Here is a 20,138-nt window from a genome sequence, read left to right as displayed (position 1 = left end):
ATGGATGCCTTTGTTTACGATGGAGAACCGGTTGACCGCCGCAGGACGCTACCGACAGACTGACCCTTAACCCGAGGCCCCATGAACAAACCCAATTACCAGAAACCGTCTCCGCAAACCCAGGAAGAAGCGTTAAAAATAGCCAGATCGACTCAACGTCCGGGGCAAACCAAAGAGCAGACCCGGCTGATCGCGCAAGGCATCCAGAAAGGAATCGATCTTTATAAAAGGCAGCAAAAAGAAAAAGCCAGGGAAATGAACAAAAGGCTCAAGAAAGCTTCCAGGCAAAAAGAGCCGTCGACGGAAACCGACGAGGCCGAGATCCTCGAAACGATCGCGTACCGCCAGCATTGGCTGCCCTGGCTGCTGCTGGGCCTGACCTGGCTCGGCCTGGCCGCTTATTGGCTTCTGGCGTATCCTTAGGGCAGATCCACCCGCTGCCCCAGCACGTCGCGCAGGTAAAACATCCGTATCAGCACCGTAACCGCCACCGTCAGCGGAGAGGCGAGCAGAACGCCCGGAATACCCATGCCGGCTCCCAGCAGAAGCTGGGCGGACAGCAGCAGCGCCGGCGGCAGGGACACTACCCGTTCCTCTATATGCGGCGAGATCAGATAACCTTCCAGGCTTTGCACCACCAGATAGAGAACAACGACGTAGGCCACCGTCGAGCCGTCCTGAGTCAGCCCGATCATCAGAGCCGGCAAGGCGGCGACCAGCGGCCCGATGTTGGGTATGAAATCGAGAATAGCCGCTGCCAGGCCCAGAATAAAGGCGAAAGGAATGCCCAATAGCGCCAGTCCGGCGCCGATCAGGATACCGACAATGACCATCGCCGCGATCCTACCCAAAAGCCACCAGCGGAGCGCGTGCCCGATCCGGTTGAAGGCTTCGTGAACCAGCCCCCGGCTTTCCCCCGGAAACAGCCGCGCCACGCCGTCGAGGTAGGTTTTCGGATCCGCCGCCAGATAAAGGCTCAACACGATCACGAACAGTCCGCTGCCGAGCGCTCCGAACGCGGTCGAAAAAATCCCGGCAATGCCGGCCAATTGTTTCGGGCTGACCAGCGTTTGCCCGGCCCTGGACAATGCCTCCATGACGGCAGGACCCCATTCGTACGGTTCGAGCGTGCTTCGAAGCCGTTCGGGCGCCGACGGCAACTGCCGGAATAATCGATAAAATCCGTCGGCGATGTCCGGGCCGTACAGGACCAGAATCAGCGCAAAACACCCCATCAGAAGGATAACCACCGCCGCGAGCGCCCAGGATACCGAGATCGGCGTATGGCGGCCGATGAAGTCCGCCAGGGTGCGCAGAAAAATAGCCAGCAGCACGCTTGCGAAAACCAGCAGTAAAATCTGAGCCATCTGCCGGATGATCAGCAGGACGGCAATCACCCCAAAAGCCGTCACGGCAACGATGAACGTCCGCCTGGCCAAGTCTCGATTCTCTCCGGAATGTGCCGCCGTCCGCTCGCTTTCGGGCTTTCCGCCTTCTTCGTCAAATTTCATGATTCCCCTCCACCGTTTGAGCAGGTGGCCCGCCGTCCTGAGCTCCCGTGTTCGGGCGACCTGACCCAAGTTCTTGCGGGATGACGACCGATCCCGTTAAAGCCCGGCGCCCCTTCCAGGCACTGAAGGACATGTTCATGTCGACCCTGCTTCATGAAGAGAGGTTCAGGGCACGGATAAAAAAGGGATGGGGACGACGGCCATCGCATGGATTCTCCGTCCTGTCCTCTCGGCATACCGGCGGACTGCCGAGAGCGATGCCCTCTATTTGTTCAGGGGAGCGGCTTCTTCTTTTGCGACCAGAACCTTGTCGATGCGCGTTCCGTCGACATCAATCACTTCGAAATACCATCCGTCGTAAACGAAGCTGTCGGCCACGCGGGGAATTCTTTCCAGATAGAATAAAATGAAACCGCCGACCGTATTGAAGCCGACGGCTTTTTCACCGGGAAAATGGCCGTTCATGCCGATAGCGGATTTCATCCGGTTGATCGATAAACTGCCGCTCACCAGCCAGGAGCCGTCGTTGCGCTGCACGATATCCGGGTCCAGATCGGTTTCCAGGCTCGGCAGATCGCCGACGATGGCTTTCAGCACGTCGCTCAGCGTAACCAGGCCTTCCAATTCGCCGTATTCGTTGACGATCAGCACGAAGTCGCTCCGTTTTTCCTTGAAGAACTCCAGCAGATGGGGCAGAGTTAACAGATCCGGAACATACAGAGGGCTGCGCAGCAGCGGCTCAATGCTCAATTCGCTGTTTTCCATCAACACTTTCAAGCATTCTCTCAGTTGCAGCACGCCCAGCACGTTTTCCAGTCCGCCGCGGCAAACAACCGCTTTCGAATAAGGACACTCGCCGACAAGCCGTCTGACTTCCTGTTCCCCGTCGTTCAAATCGATGAAAAAAATGTCCTTGCGCGGCGTCATGACGGCTCCGACCCGTTGTTCGTCCAGCTTCAACACGTTCGATACCCACTGCCCTTCCTTGGCGTGAAAGACGCCCGCTTCCGATCCCATGTCCATCAGGATTTTAATCTCTTCGTTGGTAACGGTCGCCTGCGGCGGTTTGTGGGCGCCCATTAGCCGCAGAAGCAAATTGCTGGAAGCCGACAGCAGCCATACCAGCGGGCTCGCGATCAGGGCCAGCCCGTTCATGGGCCGGGCGATCATTCGCGCGATGCCTTCCGGACGCAGCAACGCCAGGCGTTTCGGCACCAATTCGCCGACTACGACCGAAACGTAAGTGATCGACAGAACGGTGATCGCCAGCGCCAGGCTTTCCGCATAAGGCTCAAAATACGGAAATTGTCTTAATTGAACGATTAACGGCTCGACCAGCGCTTCCTCGCCCAGCGCTCCGCTCAGAATCCCTACCGAGGTGATGCCGATCTGTATTGTGGATAAAAACCGGGAAGGGTCGGCGTGCAGTTTCAACGCTGTGCGGGCACCGGCGCGCCGTTCATCGGCCAGTTTCTGCAGACGCGCCCTGGCGGAAGAAACGACCGACATTTCCGACATCGCGAAAATACCGTTGATCAGGATCAAAATGACAATAAGCGCGATGTCCATGATGTAGCCGACTCCGTTACCGGCGCGGTTTAAGTGTGGAAGGGGCAGACGTTTCGACAGCCGGCTGCTTTCGGACAAAAAGCAGGGGCAACCGTGTTCTCGTTCATTCGGAGAAGGCGCTTCGATTGTATTGAAAAAAATGCCGAAAGGCCAGCCGGCGGCGCCGAAGGACGAAAAATCTTTTAACTCCTTGCCGCAGTGCACCTTCCTTGTCACTGATTGGGTATCGGACTCGCCGTCCAAAAAATGTTTGCTTAAGCTCGCTAGCGAACATAATCAGCAACCACCGGGACGTATAATTCGAAAAAAATATATTTCGATAACCGATGATTCGTCCGGCATGAAAGCAGTGAAAAACCATCCTTCTGCTCCGACCGTTCGAGCTTATAATCGAAAATAAGGCGGGAGAAGACTATGAAATTCAACTTTAGCGAAGCCACCGCTTCCGTACAGGAGATGATTAACGGCTTTATCGAAAGAGCTCCCTACTTCGTAATTGCTTTCGTCGTTTTTGTTTTGTTTCTTTTCGCCGCCAAGGCAGCGCGTACGGCAGTGGGAGCCATCACCCGTCGTAACCGGCGGCATTTCAATCTAAGCCTGGTGATGGGCCGGCTCAGTTACGGCGTCATCATTTTCCTCGGCTTGCTCATCGCCCTGGTCATCGCCGTTCCCGGCTTCACGCCGGGCGAATTGGTCAACGTTCTGGGTCTGTCCAGCGTCGCCATCGGTTTTGCGTTTCGCGACATTCTGCAGAATTTTCTGGCGGGCATTTTATTACTGCTGACCGAGCCTTTCCGTATCGGCGATCAGATCACTCTGAACGAATACGAAGGCACGGTCGAGGACATTCAGACCCGGGCGACTTTTATCAAAACGTACGACGGCCGGCGCGTGGTCATCCCCAATTCGAATCTTTTCACCAACTCGGTCACGGTCAATACCGCTTATCCGCTTCGCCGCCTGGAACATGAAATCACGATCGGCTTTGCCGACGACGTCGAGCGAACCAAGCAAACCCTGCTCGATACCGTAGAGAAAATTCCCGGAGTACTGAATCATCCTGCGCCCGACGTCCTCATCGTCAAACTGGCCGATAACGGCATTGTGCTTCGGCTGCGCTGGTGGATGCAGCCGCCGCGCCGGCTCGAAAGCCTTCTCTCCCAGGATGCCGTACTGGAAAAGGTGGCCAAAGCCGTCTCTTCGAAGAAAATTGATTCATCCTAGTAGTCAGTCACGAAGAAACACAAGGATACAGGCGAGCCAGTTTACGTCGTGCCTGTTGCGTCGTAAATCGCCAATTGACGGGCGTCGCCTTGGTGTTGCGCGGTAGGATATTGGCTTCGACCTCACGCCGGAGGCTCTCTGTGTCCGGTATCCGCTGTGATAAACACATGTTCGACAAGACGGCCAGTTCGATCTCAGCGATGTTTAGCCAACTGCCATGCTTGGGCGTGTAGTGGAACTCCAGCCGTCGCGCCAATTCACGGGCTTGCTCTGCTGGAAAGGCTTCATACAAAGACGCCATTTTATGGGTATTCAGATTGTCCAGCACCACCCGGATCACCGCCGCGTCCGGATAAAGTTCAGCGATATGCTTCATGCTGTGCGCGAATTCGATTTTGGTCCGCCGCGCGGTGATGTCCACCTGCCGAAAACCGCGTTTAGGTTCGCAGATCATCATCAAATCGCAGACGCCTTTCCGTTCATAGCCGGTGTCATAGCGGGCCGGTTGACCGGGCTCAGGCGGGAGAGGTTGGCGGACTTCCGCAATGAGTTGCTTCGGACTTTCGTCGAAACACACAACCGGGCGCAACGGATCGTAGGGTTCTTCATAAAGGTCCAGCACGTCTTCCATCGCCGCGACAAATTCAGCACTCACCTCGGGAATGCACCACTCTTGCTTCTGCCAGGGTTTGAGAGTGTTTTTTTAAAAGCTGACGGATGGTTTCATAGCTGCAACGGTCGGCATACGCTAATTCCACCACTTTGTCCGCCAACAACCGCAAGGTCCAGTGATCATGCCCTGTCGGCGCCTCACTACAAGCCAAGGCGATAATATGGGCGGCCTGCTTCTCCGTCAGTTTTGGGGCACGTCCTGGACGGGGGCGTTCTTTCAGGGCGGCTTCCGGGCCTTCTTCCACACACCGTTGGCGCGTCGTCAACACCATTGATTCCGAGACACCCAAAGCTTGGATAATGTCTTTATCCTGAATACCCGCTGCCGCTTTTAATAAAATTCGCGCGCGTGTCAGATGGCGTGCCGCGGCTTTTCCTTTGTTGATCATGGCTTCCAAGCCACGCTTTTCGTCTTCAGTCAGATTGACTTTGTATTTAAGAGCTGGCATTGCTTGACCTCAATCAGTAACCATCAATGCCACTATAGAGTGACTTACAAGCCCAATATATCCTTTTGATTTAAATTGACTGACTACTAGATTGTTCTGCTTCGGCCGACGGGAATGCCCTGCGGAAACGGAAAGAAGCATCCTCTACCGACACAGGGTGTCTCCCTAAAAAGCGGATTTAATACACTCGATGCACTTTCCATGATTTTCATTGTCACAAAAGCATACCGCTTACCCGGACGCGGCCGTTTGAACGGTGCTTGCGCGTGCCTGGGCAGGAACGCCTTGACACTGAACGGCATCGTTTGAATGACGTACCCATCCCGGAGATCAAGGAGAACCATGAATGCAGACCAAGCCGATGACGTTGCTTACTCTTGCTGAACTGGCGGTCCTGTCGCTGCTGGCGTTTTGGGTTTTGCATTATGCCGGAAACGCAGGCGTTTTATCGCGCCATATGATCCTTCACATCCTGCTAATGAGTCTGGCGGCACCTATTCTGGCCGTTACGGTTCGAGGCCTGACCGGTTTGAGGGCCGAATGCGCCGGAGCCAATTCCCTGGCGGCGGCCGCTTTCCTGCAGGCCGGCCTGTTTTTCGCCTGGCATTCTCCTCCCGGTTTTGCGGCGGTAGCTCAAGGTGCTGAAGGAGCGCTGCATGCCGCGCTGTTTTTATCGGCCCTGTGGTTCTGGCTGGCGGTCTTCAATCAGGCCGACAATCATTTATGGCGGGCCGTGCTGGGTCTGTTGCTGACCGGCAAGCTGTTTTGCCTGCTCGCGGTCCTGTTGACGTTCGCTCCGCGCGTGCTTTACGGCGTCGAAGCATTTCACTCCGGCATCAAGACCGATCTTGCCGACCAGCAGACGGCAGGCTTGTTGATGGTCATCGCCTGCCCGATGACTTACGTGCTCGCTGCGATTGTCCTGGTGTATCGATGGTTTGCAGCTCTCTGCGAATCACGGAGCGAGACTGAGCCTTCGGCGCCGGTCTCGGAAAGCGGCTCATGATCAACTACGTCACGATGAGATGGCGGTCTCTTCTGCTGTGGGCGCTGGGCCTGCTGGCCGGCGGCGCGCTGTTTGCGCTTCTGGCCGCTTATTCGGGGATTTACAATGTCGCGGCCAGCGCCGGGCATCCGGTCTGGCTCGAGCGGTTTCTACAGATGGCGAAAGAACGTTCGGTGAAAGTGAACAGCCGGAATATTGAGCCGCCGGAACTGGATACGGCCGACCTGGTGCCTCTCGGAGCCGCTCATTTTCAGGGAACTTGCGCGGTCTGCCATGGCGCCCCGGGACAGCCGGTGAATCCGGTGTTCGGCCACATGCTGCCTCATCCTCCCGATCTTCAGCTTCATTCCCCTCGCTGGACCCGTGGCCAGTTGTTCTGGATTGCGCGTCACGGCATCCAGTTCACCGGCATGCCGGCATGGAGCGGAAGCGACCGGGAGGATGAAGTCTGGGCGGTCGTCGCCTTCCTGGAAGCCTTGCCGTCGATGACGGCAGCCGAATACCTTCGCCATGCTCGCGGCAACAGCAAAATTCAGCCCCATTCCGTTGAGGAAATCGTCAATGAAGGACGGCCCAGGCTGGACCTCACCGCCTGCAGCCGCTGCCACGACGCGGCCGGTGCGGCACCGACCAGTGCCCATATTCCCGGCATCGCAGGCCAGGATGAAGCCTATTTGAAAAGGGCGCTGTACGAATATCGCGACGATTCGCGACAGAGCGGCTTTATGGAGCCGGTGGCGGACGATCTCAGCGACGCGCAAATCGATCGTTTGGCGGCTTATTACTCGGCCATGTCTCCTACTCTTCGTCGGCAAAGAACGTCTTCGGAAGACCGGGAACTGGGGCGCCGGCTGGCGGAGCAAGGCGATCGGGAACATAAAATTCCTGCCTGCAATTCCTGCCACGGCCGAAAAAGACGCGAAGACTATCCCCGACTGGCCGGCCAGTCCGAACTTTATCTCAAGCAACAACTGATAATCTGGAAAGAAGGCGGCCGTAACGAAACGCCGCATGGAGCGATGATGTCGGTCGTGGCCAGGCGATTGACGGAACGGCAGGCTGCCGCGGCCGCCGCGTTCTTTGCGAATCAGTCGCCGGAAACCGCCCCGCCGTCGAGGACGGAAGAAGGGGCGCAGCCATGAAGACGGCCGTCTTTCGCTTATCGATCCCATGTTTTCTATTGCTGGTCGTGACGCTTGCAGGCTGCGGCGGCGAACAGTCGGCCTTCGCCGGGCTGGGGCCCGTTTCTTCGAGAATTTCGCTGCTGATGTGGATCATGTTCGTGGCCGCCGTGTTGATAACGGTTTTCATCGGCCTGCTGCTGTGCGTGTCGATCGCCGGCCCTGCCGGCTGGCGCGAGCGGCTCTCCGGAGAAAAAAGCATCGTCTGGGGCGGCATCGTCTTTCCCGCGGCGACGCTGAGCGTTTTGCTGATTTACGGTTTTTCGGTTTTGCGCGCCGGCGAAACTTTAAGCCGAGCCCAGGATCCGGCGCGCATTCTGGTGGTGGGCGAGCAGTGGTGGTGGCGGGTGGTTTACCGGCACGCCGACGGCCGCACGACGGAAAGCGCCAATGAGGTGCGGATCCCGGCAGGCCGCCCTGTAGAAATCGAGTTATTATCCGCCGACGTGATTCACAGCTTCTGGCTGCCGGCGTATGCGGGAAAAGTCGACATGATTCCCGGCCATGCCAACAAGCTGCATTTCATCGCCGACAAGCCCGGCATCGTGCGCGGACAATGCGCGGAATATTGCGGCGGCGCCCATGCCTTAATGGCTTTTTATGCCGTCGCGATGGCGCCGGCCGATTACGAGGCCTGGCTCTCTAAAGAACAGTCTGATGCGCGCCCTGCGCATGAAAAAGAAGGCGAGCAATTATTCATCGACAGCGGCTGCGGCGGCTGCCATACCGTCCGCGGCACCAAGGCCGACGGCAAGATAGGACCGGAATTGACGCACGTCGGCAGCAGGCTGTCCCTCGGCGCCGGTATTTTGCCGAATACGCCGGAAAGCTTCATGCAATGGATCAGCCGTCATCAAACTCTCAAACCGGACAATTTAATGCTTCCTTTCGATTTCTTTTCCGAAAGCGAGCTTCGGTCGCTGGCGACTTATCTTAACGGATTGGAATAGCCGCCATGTTCGATTTTTCCGGTTACAGTCTGACAATGAACCTGACGATTTTTACGGCAGCCGCGTCCGGCGTCTGGGTTGCCGGAACCAAGATCGCGGCCTATGCGGACGAACTTGCCGAGCGCTTTCGCCTTAGCCGGGCGTTACTTGGCTTGTTTCTGCTGGCCGGCGTAACTTCTTTATCCGACATCGCGACCAGCCTGAGCGCCGCCTATAACGGCGACGCCATCCTCGCCGTCAACAATATGCTCGGCGGTATCGCTCTGCAATTAGCGTTGCTGGCCATTGCCGATATCTTTACCGGCGAACGGGCTCTGACTTCTGTCGTTCCAAATCCAGTGGTGATGTTGCAGGGAGCTCTAGTGATCTGCCTGCTGGCCTTCGTCGCTATCGGCGTAATCGTCGGCGACGTCCCACTGTTCGGTGCAGGACTCTGGACCTGGGGATTGTTGGCGGCGTCTCTGTACAGTTTCGTCAAAATCAGCGAAGCCGAAGGTCAATACCCCTGGGTCGTGAACAATCCCGAGGATGAAGCGCTGGGCAAGGAAGATCGCAGCGGCCGGGACGAAAGCGAGTTCCCGTTGCGGCACGAGCCTCGGGACTTGCTTATCGTGAAAACCGTCGCCAGTGCGCTGGTTATCCTCTGTGCAGGTTACGTGCTGGCCACCGCAGGCGGCATAATCGCCCGGCAGAGCGGGCTGGGTGAGTCTTTTACCGGAATGAGCTTGATGTCCTTTGCCACCGCCCTGCCGGAAGCAAGCATCGTTTTTGCAAGCATGAATCGCGGCCTTTACACGATGGCCATCTCGGATATTCTCGGTTCCAATATCTTTAACGTGATGCTGTTGTTCGGCATCGATGCCATTACTCCGGGAGCTCCGGTGCTGTCTCGCGCCGGCGATTTTTCGGCGGTCGGAGCTTTGCTGGGCCTGGCTGTCACGAGCTTATTTCTGGTGGGCCTCGCCGAACGCGCCGACCGAACCTTTTTACGCATGGGGCTGGACTCGGCCGCGGTGCTCGCCGTTTACGGCGGCGGCATGGTTTTGCTTTATTTCATGAGGGGGAATTCGTGATCGATAAGACCGAAGAAAAGACCGCTCTGCCCAATCCTTGGCCCCGCCCGCCCGGCGAGAAAGAAGAATTACTGCGCATCTGGGAAACACCCCCCGGTTGGCGCTGGATCACGGCAGTCAACAATACGGTGGTGGGACTGCTGTATCTCGGCGCCGCTTTCGCGTTTTTTTTGCTGGCCGGACTGCTCGCGCTGGTGATGCGCACGCAACTGGCCGTTCCCGAGAACGATCTGGTCAGCCAGGACCTCTACAATCAAATCTTCACCGTGCACGGCACTACGATGATGTTTCTGTTCGCAGTTCCGGCGATGGAAGCCCTGGGCGTACTGCTGCTGCCGCAAATGCTGGCGGCACGCGATCTGCCGTTTCCGCGCCTCAGCGCCTTTGCCGTCTGGGCCTACATTATCGGCGGCACAGTGTTTTTCTCGACGGTTTTTTACGGCCTGGCCCCGAAAGGCGGCTGGTTCATGTATCCGCCCCTGACGTTGACCGCCTATTCGCCCGGAAACAATGCCGACTTCTGGCTCCTGGGCATCGGTTTTATCGAAATTTCCGCGATCGCCGGCGCCATCGAGATCATCGTCGGCATTTTACGAACCCGGCCGCCCGGCATGTCGCTGGACAAACTGCCGATTTTCGGCTGGTCCATGCTGGTGTTCGCCGCGATGATCGTCGTCGCCTTCCCGGCGGTGATCCTGGCGACTATGTTTCTGGAAATCGAACGCTCTTTCGGCTGGCCGTTTTTTACCGCGTCCCAGGGCGGCGACCCCTTACTGTGGCAGCATCTGTTCTGGTTTTTCGGCCATCCGGAAGTGTACATTATTTTTCTGCCGGCGGCGGGCCTCGTCTCGATGATCGTGCCCACCATGGCGCAAACCCCGCTGGTCGGTTACCGGCTGATCGTCGTGGCGTTGATCGCCACCGGCTGTTTCAGTTTCGGCCTGTGGGTGCACCACATGTTCGCCACCGGAATTCCTTCGCTCAGCACAGCCTTTTTTTCGGCGGCCAGCATGGCGGTAGCGGTACCGTCCGGCATCCAGGTATTTGCCTGGATCGCCACGATCGCCTCGTCGAAAGGCCGGTTTCGGCTCGAGACGCCGGCCTTGTTCGTGCTGGGCATGCTGTTCATTTTTACCGTCGGCGGCCTGACCGGCGTCATGGTGGCGATGGTACCGTTCGACTGGCAGGCGCACGACACCTATTTCATCGTCGCGCATCTGCATTACGTGTTGATCGGCGGCATGGTCTTTCCGCTGTTTGCCACCTTTTATTACTGGGCGCCGATGATCGGCAAGAACAGACTGTCCGAACGGCTCGGAAAATGGGCATTCTGGCTGATCTTCATCGGCTTCAACGTTTCCTTTTTCCCGATGCATATTGCCGGCCTGCTGGGCATGCCGCGCCGCGTATGGACCTATTCCGAAGCGTCCGGATGGGGCGCATACAACCTGGTGTCCACGGTCGGCGCTTATCTGATCGGCCTGGGCGTGGCGGTATTCATCGCCGATCTGATCCGGAATTTCCGGATCGGACAAAGCAATGAACCTAATCCCTGGCAGGCGGGCACCCTCGAATGGCTGCCGACCGACCTGTACTCGACTCGCTCGATTCCGCACGTGACCAGCCGCGAGCCCTTGTGGACCCAGCCCGGTCTGTCCGCGCAGGTCGATGCGGGCCGGCATTACCTGCCCAATGCGCCGACCGGCGGACGCGAAACCATCGTCACCTCGGTCATCGACGCCAGGCCGCAATACGTGATTCAAATGCCAGGCAACGGCTGGGCGCATTTTTTTGCCGCCGTTTTCACAGCGGCCTGCTTTCTGCTGCTGACCATCAAGGTAGTGGTCCCGGCTTTGCTGTGCGGAGCGCTGGCCATCGCCAGTTGCCTGGTCTGGGTGTGGGAGCTCGATAAAGGGCCCGGCCAAGGGCCGGTCGATATCGGTGCCGGCATTCGTCTTCCGGTTTATGTTTCCGGACCGACAGGGCACGGCTGGTGGGCGATGGTGATTCTGATGCTGGTGGCCGCCTCTTTGTATTTAACCTATCTGTTTTCCTATCTTTACCTGTGGACCGTTGCGCCCCAGGTCTGGCCTGTCGATGCAAAGACTCTTCCCGAATTGCAGTGGCCTGTTTTAAGCGCGTTGCTGTTGATTGCCGGCGCGGCATTGTTTGCGGCCGCGAAGAAAACGCTGGCGGAACCGGGCCGCAAGCGGGCCGCCACGCCGATGCTGGTGCTTTTCGGCGCCCTTTCGGCCACAGCCGCCGTCGCCGTGGAGGTCGGGTGCCAGTGGCAGGCCGGACTGCGGCCCGGATCGACCAGCTATGGCGCCATGGTCTATATGGAAAGCATCCTGACCGGCGAACTTGTTTTTGCCGTGCTGATCATGTCGTTGTTCGTGATCGGGCGGCACCTTACGGGAAAGCTCGACCGTGTCCGCTGCGCAACTCTGGAAAATACCGGCTTGCTGATGGTTTACACCGTAGCTCAGGCTCTTCTCGGGCTTCTGGTGATTCACGGCTTTCCGAGGATGATTTTATGAAGTTATCAGGCTCTCCTTGTTCCGAACCGTCGATCGGCGTCGTATTGATTGCTTTGGCCGGCCCTTTGGCGGTCTGGGCGCTGCATTTTGCCGTTGTCTACGGTCTGCATCCTGCTTTCTGTCTTGTGATCGACGGCAGCCGCGCCGGCTTATGGGTGCAAATGGCCGTTATCGCCGCGACGCTGGCGGCGTTAACGACGTTGCTGCTGTTGATGCTCAAGCCGGAGATCGTTCTGCCCGGACCCGAAGACGAGCCTTTGTCTTTTCTGACCGGCGTCATGCGCTTGCTTTCGCTGCTGGCTTTTTTCGGAGTAACGTGGGCCGGCAGCGCGGCGATTTTTTTGCCCGCCTGCCGGGCACTCGCGTGAAAAGAAGCAAGGCTTTTTTCATATCCTTGCCAATCACGGCATCGGCTTGTCAGTTCGCGGGATGGGCAATTTCATTGCCGAGCACGGCCTGGTAATCGGCATGGGCTTTAAACAGAACGCCGGCGGCTTCGGCGGCCGCCAGGGCGGCATCGCCGTGGGCCATTTCGCGCAGATTGACGATCAGCAAGGTGCTGTCGCCCAAATCGAAACGGCTTTGTTCGCCTTCCTCAAGCTGGCCGGCCGCTCTTTGCTGATCCTTGCCGAGCGCCAGCCGCTGGCGGGCGGCGGCAATAGCCGACAGCACATCCTTTACCTCCGCGGCGATGCGATCCTCCAACAAGCGGCGTTCCCATTTCAGCCGCTGCAGATTCGCCGCGACCGCCTGAGCACGGCCTCCGGCGATGCGGCGCTGCAAAGGGATATCGAAATTCAGGCCCACGTACAATTCGTCCCGGTTGGTTTTGTCCGGGCTTTGGCCGATGTCCTGAGCGCCGACCACCGACAGATCGATTCCGGGGGACTTCTGGTCGTTCTGCAGATCGCGTTCGATTTCGGTCTGCCGGCTCTGCAAACCGATGCGCTTCAGCTCGGGCCTCTGACGGTGCGCCGTTTGCACGGTCTCGTCGAAATTCACGTTGACCGAAGGCTCCTGCTCCGGAAAGGCGGACGGCAGTTCGTTGCCGGAAGGCAATAAGGGTTCGCCGTCCGTTCCCCGGAGGTAAAGGGACAATTGAATCGCACTCTGTTCCACCAATCGCTGAGCCGCTACCTTCCGTTCCCGACGCTCGATGATCGCCCGCCGGTTGTCCAGCGCTTCGAATTCGGGAATATCGCCGGCTCTGACGCGTTCAAGTATGCCTTCGTTTCGCCGCTCGGCGATTTCGAGCAGACGCTCGGCAATGCGCAAACGCTGGCCGGCCAGCACCCAATCCCAATAGCGATGAGTAGCCAGACGGCGAACTTCGAGCAACGCCTGGTCGTATTCGTGGCCGGCAATGAGCTGCCCCAATTCGGCCTGTTGCAGACTGGCCCGGCGCCGGTCGATCTCGCGGTTGCGCCAGAGCGGAATGGTGACGCCGATGCGCACTTCCCCGTCCTCCGCGGTCAGACTTTTTCCTTCGTAAACCGGATAATCGCCGGTGCCCCGGCGCCAGCCGCCGAAAAAGGTCGTGCCTCCGAAGACCGTCGGCTGTTCCAGATTGACGTCGTAATTCTGGTTTTCGTAAACGCCTCTGACAGACCAACGGTTTTGAATTTTCAACAGGGTATCGAAGCCGCCCTGCGCGGTTTGATAGTCTCCCGCCGCCGCTTCTTTACGCTGCTCGGCGGCGAGCAGTCCGGGAAAAGCCCGCAGCGCCGCGTCGAGCACCTCTTCCAGCGTCAAAGGCGAGACAGCCTGGGGCGTTCCGGCCAGAGGCCAGCAGGCCAATAAAACAAGAAAGAGCTTCAGGAGTTTATTCATGAATCTTTTTTCTCGTCGCCGCCGGTCGTTTTGCCGTCGTCTTTGGGCTTATCGACGACGGTGGTTTCGGGCAGGATCAAGGGAGGAAAACCGTTGAAAATTCGCCATAATTCATAACCCAGAGTCACCTGGCCGAGCAATACCCAACCGTTCACCCGGACACCCTGGCGGAGAAAGCGCACCCCGGGCCAAGCGACATCGTTCGCATCGGGTGTCACTACAATACGGAAATGACCCTTGCCGTCATCGGTTGCGTCGATCAATGCGACCCGGCCGCCGAACGAGCCGACCGAAAATTCCGGCCAACCGCCGAACTGAATCGCCGGATAACCTTCGAACTGGAGCCTGACCCGGCTGCCGTTGACGATCAGCGGCAGATCGTTGCCGTCGACCCAGAGTTCAACGGCGCGTTCGACCGTGTCCGGAATCAGGATCGCCAGAGGCTGCCCGGGCTTGATCAGTTCCGCTCCTGGGTTGGCCAATAAGCGTAAAATGATGCCGTCGCGGGGCGCAGTCACCGTTTGCGTCAGTTGGCGTGCCAGGCGCGTTTCCAGCTTCAACAAATCGGCCTTGACATAGTTTTGGTCTTCGATCGCCTTATTGAGATCGGCGCGATTTTTTTCGATGGCGGCCGTAGCGTCCGCGGCCAGCTTTTGCCTGTCGGAAGCCAGCGCCTCGATCTCGTTTTTTGCCGATTGCAGCATCGCTTGGCCGCGCTCGACTTCGGTATCGCGAAAGGCCATTTCCTGGCGGGAGAGCTCCAGCGTCCGCTGCGAAGACAGGCCTTTGCTGCGCAACTGTTGCTGGCGGTCCAGATTCAAGTTGGCGGTCAAACGGGCCGCTCGCGCCGCTTCGAGCGCATGAGCGGCCGCCTTGTAGCGTTCGCGGGCCATGTCGACTCGGGATTGCGCCGCGGCCAAAGCTTGAGGCCGCGCTTCTTCGGCCATCCGGATTTGTTCCCGGATCGTTTCGATTCGGGCCTCGGTGGCCGCCTGCCGCGCCAGCAAGGTTTCCTTTTCTATCTTAAGTCGCTCGACGAGCAAAGGATCGTTGTCGCGCACTTCGGCCAGGATCTGGCCCCGTTTGACAGGCGTTCCCTCTCTTACCCACCATTGCGACACCCGTCCTTCCACGGTGGCGGTAATCATTTGCTGACGCTCGGTCGGCGCATAGGCGACGACGCGTCCGATTCCCCGTACGTTCTGCTGCCAGGGCGTCAAAGCCAGCAGTACGAACAAGATCATGAACAAGACGACCAGCGAGCGGGCAATCCGGCGCGCCAGCGGCGACGTTTCCGCCATCGCCAAAGGAGCCAACGGCACAGCTCCGTCATTATTTCGGTTACTCTCCATCATCAAAGCTTTCCTTGATTTTCGAACGTCTGTTCGTGTAGCATCCCTTGCTGAATAAACGCATGGCGATTAAAGCGGGCGATAATTTCGGGATGCCGGCTGGTTACGATCAGCGTCCACGGAGCCTCGTTCGCCAGAAGCACATCGAGCAGAGCGGGCACCACCCGGTAGTCGATGCGGTCGAGCACCCCATCCAGCAGCAGCAGCCCGGGCCTTCCAGCGAGAGCCCGCGCCAAGGTGAGACGCAGGCACTGCTCCCTGGTCAAGGGCATGCCATCGGCGCCGAGACGGCTGTGCAACCCGTCAGGCAGAGCGTCCAAGGGTTCGAGCAAACCGACTTGCGCCAGAATCTGCCTCAGGCCGCCCAAATCCAGATCCCGGCCCAGGCACAAATTGTCCAGGACGGTGGCCTCGATGATCTCGGCTTCCCGAACGAGATGGACGCTGTCGCGCAACTGGCCCAGATTCAGATCCCTCAGATCCTGATGGTTCAGGCGAACATAGCCCTGGACCGGCGTTCTAAGCCCGAACAAGACTTCCAGCAACGTTCCCCGGTCGGCACCGCGGCTTAGCACCAGCCGGTCGCCGGGCTCAAGATGCAAATCGATTCCGCGCAGCGAATCCGTGTTCGGGCTTTCCGGCAGAAAGACGCCGTAAACGTCCAGCCGGCAAGAGCCTCCGGTAGGCTCAAAGCCGATCCCTCGTGTGCTTTCCTGAGGGATGTCGAGCAAATGGCCGATCTTGTCGACGCTGGTCAGCAGTTCGTAGAAATTTTCCAGAGTTTTTCCCAAACGAGTCAGTCCGTAAATCATCGCGCTGACGACCAGTTCGGCCGCGATCAACTGCCCCAAGCTCAGTTGGTAATTGATCACCATCCATCCGCCCATGCCGAGCAGCAAGGTATTCGCCAGCGTATGCAGGACCAACGCGCCGGTGTTTTGCCGCGCCAGTATCCGAAAATGCCGGCTGCAGGCGTCCAGGTAGTTTCGTGCCAGGTGATCGGTCTTCTCGCCGAGAAAGGCGTTATCGCCGGCCGCCTTGCCCAGCAACGGATTGGCGGCAATATTCTCAAGCCAAGCCTGAGCGGCGTATTTGGCTTTGGATTGTTCAATGGCCGTGCTTACTCCGTTTTTTCCCATGACGAACAAGATCCCCCAGAGCGCGGCGATCACGAACAGGTCGAACGCCAACAGCAAGGGATGATAAAACGCCAGCAGGATCATGCCGATCAAGGTCTGAAGAACGTAGCCCAAGGTTTCCAGCAATAACACGGAGGCGGTTTTCTGCAGCCCGGCGACGTCCAGAAACCGGTTTGCCAATTCGGGCAGATGGTGATGATCGCGGCTGGCAATATGAGCCTGCTTCAGGTGTGCAGCCGCTTCGTCGAAAAAACGCACGAACAGCCGGCGCTGGAGCATTTCCACGACGTAGAACTGTAAAGCGATCAGCATGTTGCTGAAGCCAACCAGCACCAGAAGCACCAGCGTCAGCACCAGCAAGGGTTGAAAGAGTGCTCCGAAAGCGATGGTATTCACCAGAGCCTGAACGGCAACGGGCGTGGCCAGCGACATCACGCCGACACCGATGCCGTAGGCAATCAGCGTACCGATGTCTTCGCGTTCGATCCGGATCAAATGTTGGAGTCGCTGCAACGGGCTTGCGAGCGAGGTCATAAGCTGCTTTTCCCTGTTAGAGTAAATGAGTCAATCCGACTGCAAACGCCCGGCTGTTGTTGAGCATTTTGAGGCTTCTCAAGATTTTCCCGTAGGTATCATTTCCCGTCCATTTCAGTTTTATCGGTAATGCCCCGACGGAGCATTTTCTTACCGAATAGTCCAGTTCAGCGCCGACCCGTTCGCCGACTCCAGACAGACAAACCGTCATAGCTTGACTTTCGGTTAGTAAATTATGCATGAATTTTTTAAACTTTGATAAATTTCGTCGAGAGTGCGCTCGGCGCAGTTGAAAGCCAGATCGCTCTTGACGTCTTTTCCGTTCACAGTCAGGCACAGAAGTCCGGCGCTTTTAAGCGACGCGATCGCTTCCTCGCTGCCGTGTTCCAGAATGACGACCATATGTCCGTTATCGAACAGCTTGCGCTCCAGGCAGGAAGCCGTCTGCTTCGCGTGATCGCCGTATAAGTCGATCACGCAGGGAGCTTGTCCGAAGCGTGCTGCGCGTTCTTCGATGCTGACGGGTTGGAGCGCTTCGTCGCCGGTGGCGCCGACGATCATGCCGGCGCCGACGGTGCCGTTGCTGAGGCGGTCGATGATAATGAACGAGCCGGTGCCGCGGCTGGCCCGGTACGGATCGAACACGACCGGGGCATTCACCGACACGGTGCAGTAGCCGATCTCGTTGAGTTTCAGTTCGTTGGCGTCGTGATGCTCGAGCGTATTGACGTCGATCCGGTGGTGGATCAGCGAAACGGAACCGGACACGCTGCGGCTGGCCAGTTTCAGCGTGTACTGGCGGCCGGGGGCGAGCGCCTTCTCGTTCATCCAGACGATGTGGGCGTTGAATTTGTCCGCGACGACGGCCGGGGTCGTGTCGGCGCCGACGATCATATCGCCGCGGCTGATGTCGATTTCATCTTCCAGGGTCAGGGTCACGGCCATCGGCGGAAAGGCTTGTGTCAGCTCGCCGTCGTAGGTGACGATCGATTTGATCGTGCTGCTTTTACCGGAAGGCAGCGCGGTGATCCGGTCGCCTTGGCGGAATACGCCGGCGGCGACGGTGCCGCAGAAGCCCCGGAAGTTCAGGTTGGGACGGTTGACGTACTGCACCGGAAAGCGGGCGTCGGTGAAATTGTAATCGTTGGCGATCTGGACGTGGTTCAATGCATCCATTAACGGCTCGCCGGTGAACCAGGGCATGTGCGCGCTCGGATGGACGACGTTGTCGCCGTCCAGCGCCGAAATCGGAATGAAACGGATGTCGTGCAGGGACAATGCCCGGGTGAAGGCGAGGTAGTCCTCTTTGATCCGGTTGAACGTGGCTTCGCTGTAATCGACCAGATCCATTTTGTTGACCGCGACGATGATGTGCTGAATGCCGAGCAAGGAAGCGATGAAGCTGTGCCGCTTGGTCTGGGTTTGCACGCCGTAACGGGCGTCGATCAGAATGATCGCCAGGTCGCAGGTGGAGGCGCCGGTGGCCATGTTGCGGGTGTACTGTTCGTGCCCCGGGGTGTCGGCGATGATGAACTTCCGCGTGGACGTGGAGAAGTAGCGGTAGGCGACGTCGATGGTGATGCCTTGTTCCCGCTCCGCCTGCAGGCCGTCGACCAGCAGCGCCAGGTCGATCTTGCCGGCGCCGGTGGTGCCGGACTTGACGCTGTCGGCTTGCACCGCGGCCAGTTGATCTTCGTAGATCATTTTGGAGTCGTGCAGAAGACGGCCGATGAGCGTGCTTTTGCCGTCGTCGACGTTGCCGCAGGTCAGAAAACGCAGCAATTCCTTACGTTCGTGCTGAGCCAGATAGGCGTTGATGTCGGTGCTGATGAGATCGGATTGATGGGACATAGTCTTTCTTCGAATTCCTGTAAGGGTGCAATATCGTCGGTCGAATCGCCGGTCCTGGGGGCGGACCGGAGCGCAGGCTGAAACCGGGCTTAAAAATAGCCTTCCCGCTTTTTCTGTTCCATCGACCCGGCCTGGTCGTGATCGATCAGGCGGCCCTGGCGTTCCGAGGTGGTAGTCAAGAGCATCTCCTGGATGATTTCAGGCAGCGTGGTCGCGTTCGATTCGACGGCGCCGGTCAACGGGTAGCAGCCCAGCGTGCGAAAACGCACCCGTTTCATTTCGATCTTGTCTTCGGGGCCGATCGGCATGCGCTCGTCGTCGACCATGATCAGCATGCCGTCCTTGTCGACCACCGGCCGCTCTTTGGCGAAATACAGCGGCACGATCGGGATTTTTTCCAGATGGATGTACTGCCAGATGTCCAGCTCGGTCCAGTTCGACAGCGGGAACACGCGGATGCTTTCGCCCTTGTCGATCTTGCCGTTGTAAATGTTCCACAGCTCGGGACGCTGGTTTTTCGGATCCCAGCGGTGGTTCTTGTCGCGGAACGAATAGACCCGCTCCTTGGCCCGGGATTTTTCTTCGTCGCGCCGGGCGCCGCCGAAGGCCGCGTCGAATTGATATTGGTTCAGGGCCTGCTTGAGCGCGTCGGTTTTCATCACGTCCGTGTGTTTCTTGCTGCCGTGGGTAAACGGGCCGATGCCCTGGGCGACGCCGTCCTGATTGATGTAGACCAACAGCTCCAGGCCCAGATCCCGGGTCAGTCTGTCCCTGAATTCGATCATTTCCCGGAATTTCCAGGTCGTGTCGACGTGCAGCAGCGGAAAGGGCGGCTTACCGGGAAAGAACGCCTTCATCGCCAAATGCAGCATGACCGCCGAATCCTTGCCGATCGAATACAGCATCACCGGCCGCTCGAATTCGGCGGCAACTTCTCGGATGATATGAATACTTTCAGCTTCCAGCTGTTTTAAATGGGTCAAATTCATAGGCTTTGGCTCCTCTACCGTACACGTTGCGCAATGCTCGATCGAAGTTCCGGTAAATGTAACGTGGCGTCGAACGGGAACAACGAAAAATGGAACATCCCCTCAGCCTCCGCTAGCCGCCGGAGAATAGCTTGTGACTGTTTTATCGCTTTACTCGGTATTTTCATGATTCTCTGCCCTGGCTAAAGTGGATTTATCAAGCTACAGAATACGGAGGAGCCAATAAATAGTAAAATAGAATATATCTATTCATATTATTGATAAAAAC

The 20,138-nt window shown here is 58.0% G+C and carries 16 protein-coding genes; 8 read left to right on the top strand and 8 right to left on the bottom strand.

The annotated features are described in order from the left end of the window. Positions 1–81 precede the first annotated feature (81 nt). On the top strand, positions 82–423 hold the full coding sequence (locus A3OW_RS0102510; protein ID WP_020561857.1) for a DUF2956 domain-containing protein: 342 nt from the start codon (positions 82–84) through the stop codon (positions 421–423). Here A3OW_RS0102510 and A3OW_RS0102505 read toward each other — a convergent pair. Both A3OW_RS0102505 and A3OW_RS0102500 read right to left on the bottom strand, forming a co-directional pair. Then, positions 420–1,511 carry an AI-2E family transporter gene (locus A3OW_RS0102505; protein WP_020561856.1) on the bottom strand — a complete coding sequence of 364 codons (1,092 nt, stop codon included), beginning with the start codon at positions 1,509–1,511 and terminating at the stop codon, positions 420–422. The genes A3OW_RS0102510 and A3OW_RS0102505 overlap by 4 nt on opposite strands. A 264-nt stretch (positions 1,512–1,775) precedes the next feature. Next, a complete protein-coding gene (locus tag A3OW_RS0102500; RefSeq protein ID WP_232422317.1) occupies positions 1,776–3,296 on the bottom strand; it encodes a hemolysin family protein in 1,521 nt (506 codons plus the stop codon). A gap of 198 nt (positions 3,297–3,494) precedes the next feature. Between A3OW_RS0102500 and A3OW_RS23855 the strand changes: the two genes are divergently transcribed. Further along, a complete protein-coding gene (locus A3OW_RS23855) occupies positions 3,495–4,304 on the top strand; it encodes a mechanosensitive ion channel family protein (RefSeq protein WP_020561854.1) in 810 nt (269 codons plus the stop codon). Between the two features lie 7 nt (positions 4,305–4,311). Here the strand turns inward: A3OW_RS23855 and A3OW_RS26825 are convergent. Beyond that, positions 4,312–5,425, bottom strand: a protein-coding gene (locus A3OW_RS26825) for an IS630 family transposase (protein ID WP_085984322.1) whose coding sequence is annotated in 2 segments (ribosomal slippage) — positions 4,312–4,999 and positions 4,998–5,425 — 1,116 coding nt in all. Because the reading frame shifts where the segments join, the coding sequence is not laid out codon by codon here. A gap of 346 nt (positions 5,426–5,771) precedes the next feature. Here A3OW_RS26825 and A3OW_RS0102480 point away from each other — a divergent pair. The 6 genes from A3OW_RS0102480 to A3OW_RS0102455 are packed head-to-tail and all read left to right on the top strand — an operon-like array spanning position 5,772 to position 12,543. Beyond that, positions 5,772–6,431, top strand: a complete 660-nt coding sequence (locus tag A3OW_RS0102480) for a cytochrome c oxidase assembly protein (protein WP_020561853.1) — start codon at positions 5,772–5,774, stop codon at positions 6,429–6,431. Further along, positions 6,428–7,573: a c-type cytochrome gene (locus A3OW_RS0102475; RefSeq protein WP_020561852.1), complete on the top strand. Its 1,146-nt coding sequence runs from the start codon at positions 6,428–6,430 to the stop codon at positions 7,571–7,573. Before A3OW_RS0102480 ends, A3OW_RS0102475 begins: the two co-directional genes overlap by 4 nt. Continuing rightward, complete coding sequence (locus tag A3OW_RS0102470; RefSeq protein WP_020561851.1) at positions 7,570–8,562, top strand: cytochrome c oxidase subunit II; 993 nt, start codon at positions 7,570–7,572, stop codon at positions 8,560–8,562. The genes A3OW_RS0102475 and A3OW_RS0102470 overlap by 4 nt, the downstream gene beginning before the upstream one ends. 5 nt (positions 8,563–8,567) lie before the next feature. After that, on the top strand, positions 8,568–9,635 hold the full coding sequence (locus tag A3OW_RS0102465; RefSeq protein ID WP_020561850.1) for a sodium:calcium antiporter: 1,068 nt from the start codon (positions 8,568–8,570) through the stop codon (positions 9,633–9,635). Continuing rightward, complete coding sequence (ctaD, locus tag A3OW_RS0102460; RefSeq protein ID WP_020561849.1) at positions 9,632–12,175, top strand: cytochrome c oxidase subunit I; 2,544 nt, start codon at positions 9,632–9,634, stop codon at positions 12,173–12,175. The genes A3OW_RS0102465 and ctaD overlap by 4 nt, the downstream gene beginning before the upstream one ends. Continuing rightward, positions 12,172–12,543, top strand: a complete 372-nt coding sequence (locus tag A3OW_RS0102455) for a hypothetical protein (RefSeq protein WP_020561848.1) — start codon at positions 12,172–12,174, stop codon at positions 12,541–12,543. Before ctaD ends, A3OW_RS0102455 begins: the two co-directional genes overlap by 4 nt. A gap of 49 nt (positions 12,544–12,592) precedes the next feature. On the opposite strand, the gene A3OW_RS0102450 is transcribed toward A3OW_RS0102455, so the two are convergent. The 5 genes from A3OW_RS0102450 to cysD all read right to left on the bottom strand — a co-directional run bounded on the left by A3OW_RS0102450 (position 12,593) and on the right by cysD (position 19,912). Next, positions 12,593–14,005 (bottom strand): TolC family protein, encoded by a 1,413-nt coding sequence (locus tag A3OW_RS0102450; RefSeq protein ID WP_020561847.1) that lies wholly within the window; start codon positions 14,003–14,005, stop codon positions 12,593–12,595. Then, positions 14,002–15,360: an HlyD family secretion protein gene (locus A3OW_RS0102445; protein WP_020561846.1), complete on the bottom strand. Its 1,359-nt coding sequence runs from the start codon at positions 15,358–15,360 to the stop codon at positions 14,002–14,004. The genes A3OW_RS0102450 and A3OW_RS0102445 overlap by 4 nt, the downstream gene beginning before the upstream one ends. Continuing rightward, the gene (locus A3OW_RS0102440; protein WP_020561845.1) at positions 15,360–17,030 is read right to left on the bottom strand and encodes an ATP-binding cassette domain-containing protein; all 1,671 of its coding nucleotides are present in this window, start codon (positions 17,028–17,030) and stop codon (positions 15,360–15,362) included. The genes A3OW_RS0102445 and A3OW_RS0102440 overlap by 1 nt, the downstream gene beginning before the upstream one ends. A 225-nt stretch (positions 17,031–17,255) precedes the next feature. Next, positions 17,256–18,881: a sulfate adenylyltransferase subunit CysN gene (cysN, locus tag A3OW_RS0102430; protein WP_020561843.1), complete on the bottom strand. Its 1,626-nt coding sequence runs from the start codon at positions 18,879–18,881 to the stop codon at positions 17,256–17,258. 89 nt (positions 18,882–18,970) lie between these two features. After that, on the bottom strand, positions 18,971–19,912 hold the full coding sequence (gene cysD, locus A3OW_RS0102425; protein WP_269746792.1) for a sulfate adenylyltransferase subunit CysD: 942 nt from the start codon (positions 19,910–19,912) through the stop codon (positions 18,971–18,973). Between the last annotated feature and the right edge of the window lie 226 nt (positions 19,913–20,138).

It is taken from the genome of Methylosarcina fibrata AML-C10, assembly GCF_000372865.1.
GTDB lineage: Bacteria > Pseudomonadota > Gammaproteobacteria > Methylococcales > Methylomonadaceae > Methylosarcina > Methylosarcina fibrata.
This window is presented reverse-complemented; position numbering and strand designations above follow the sequence as displayed.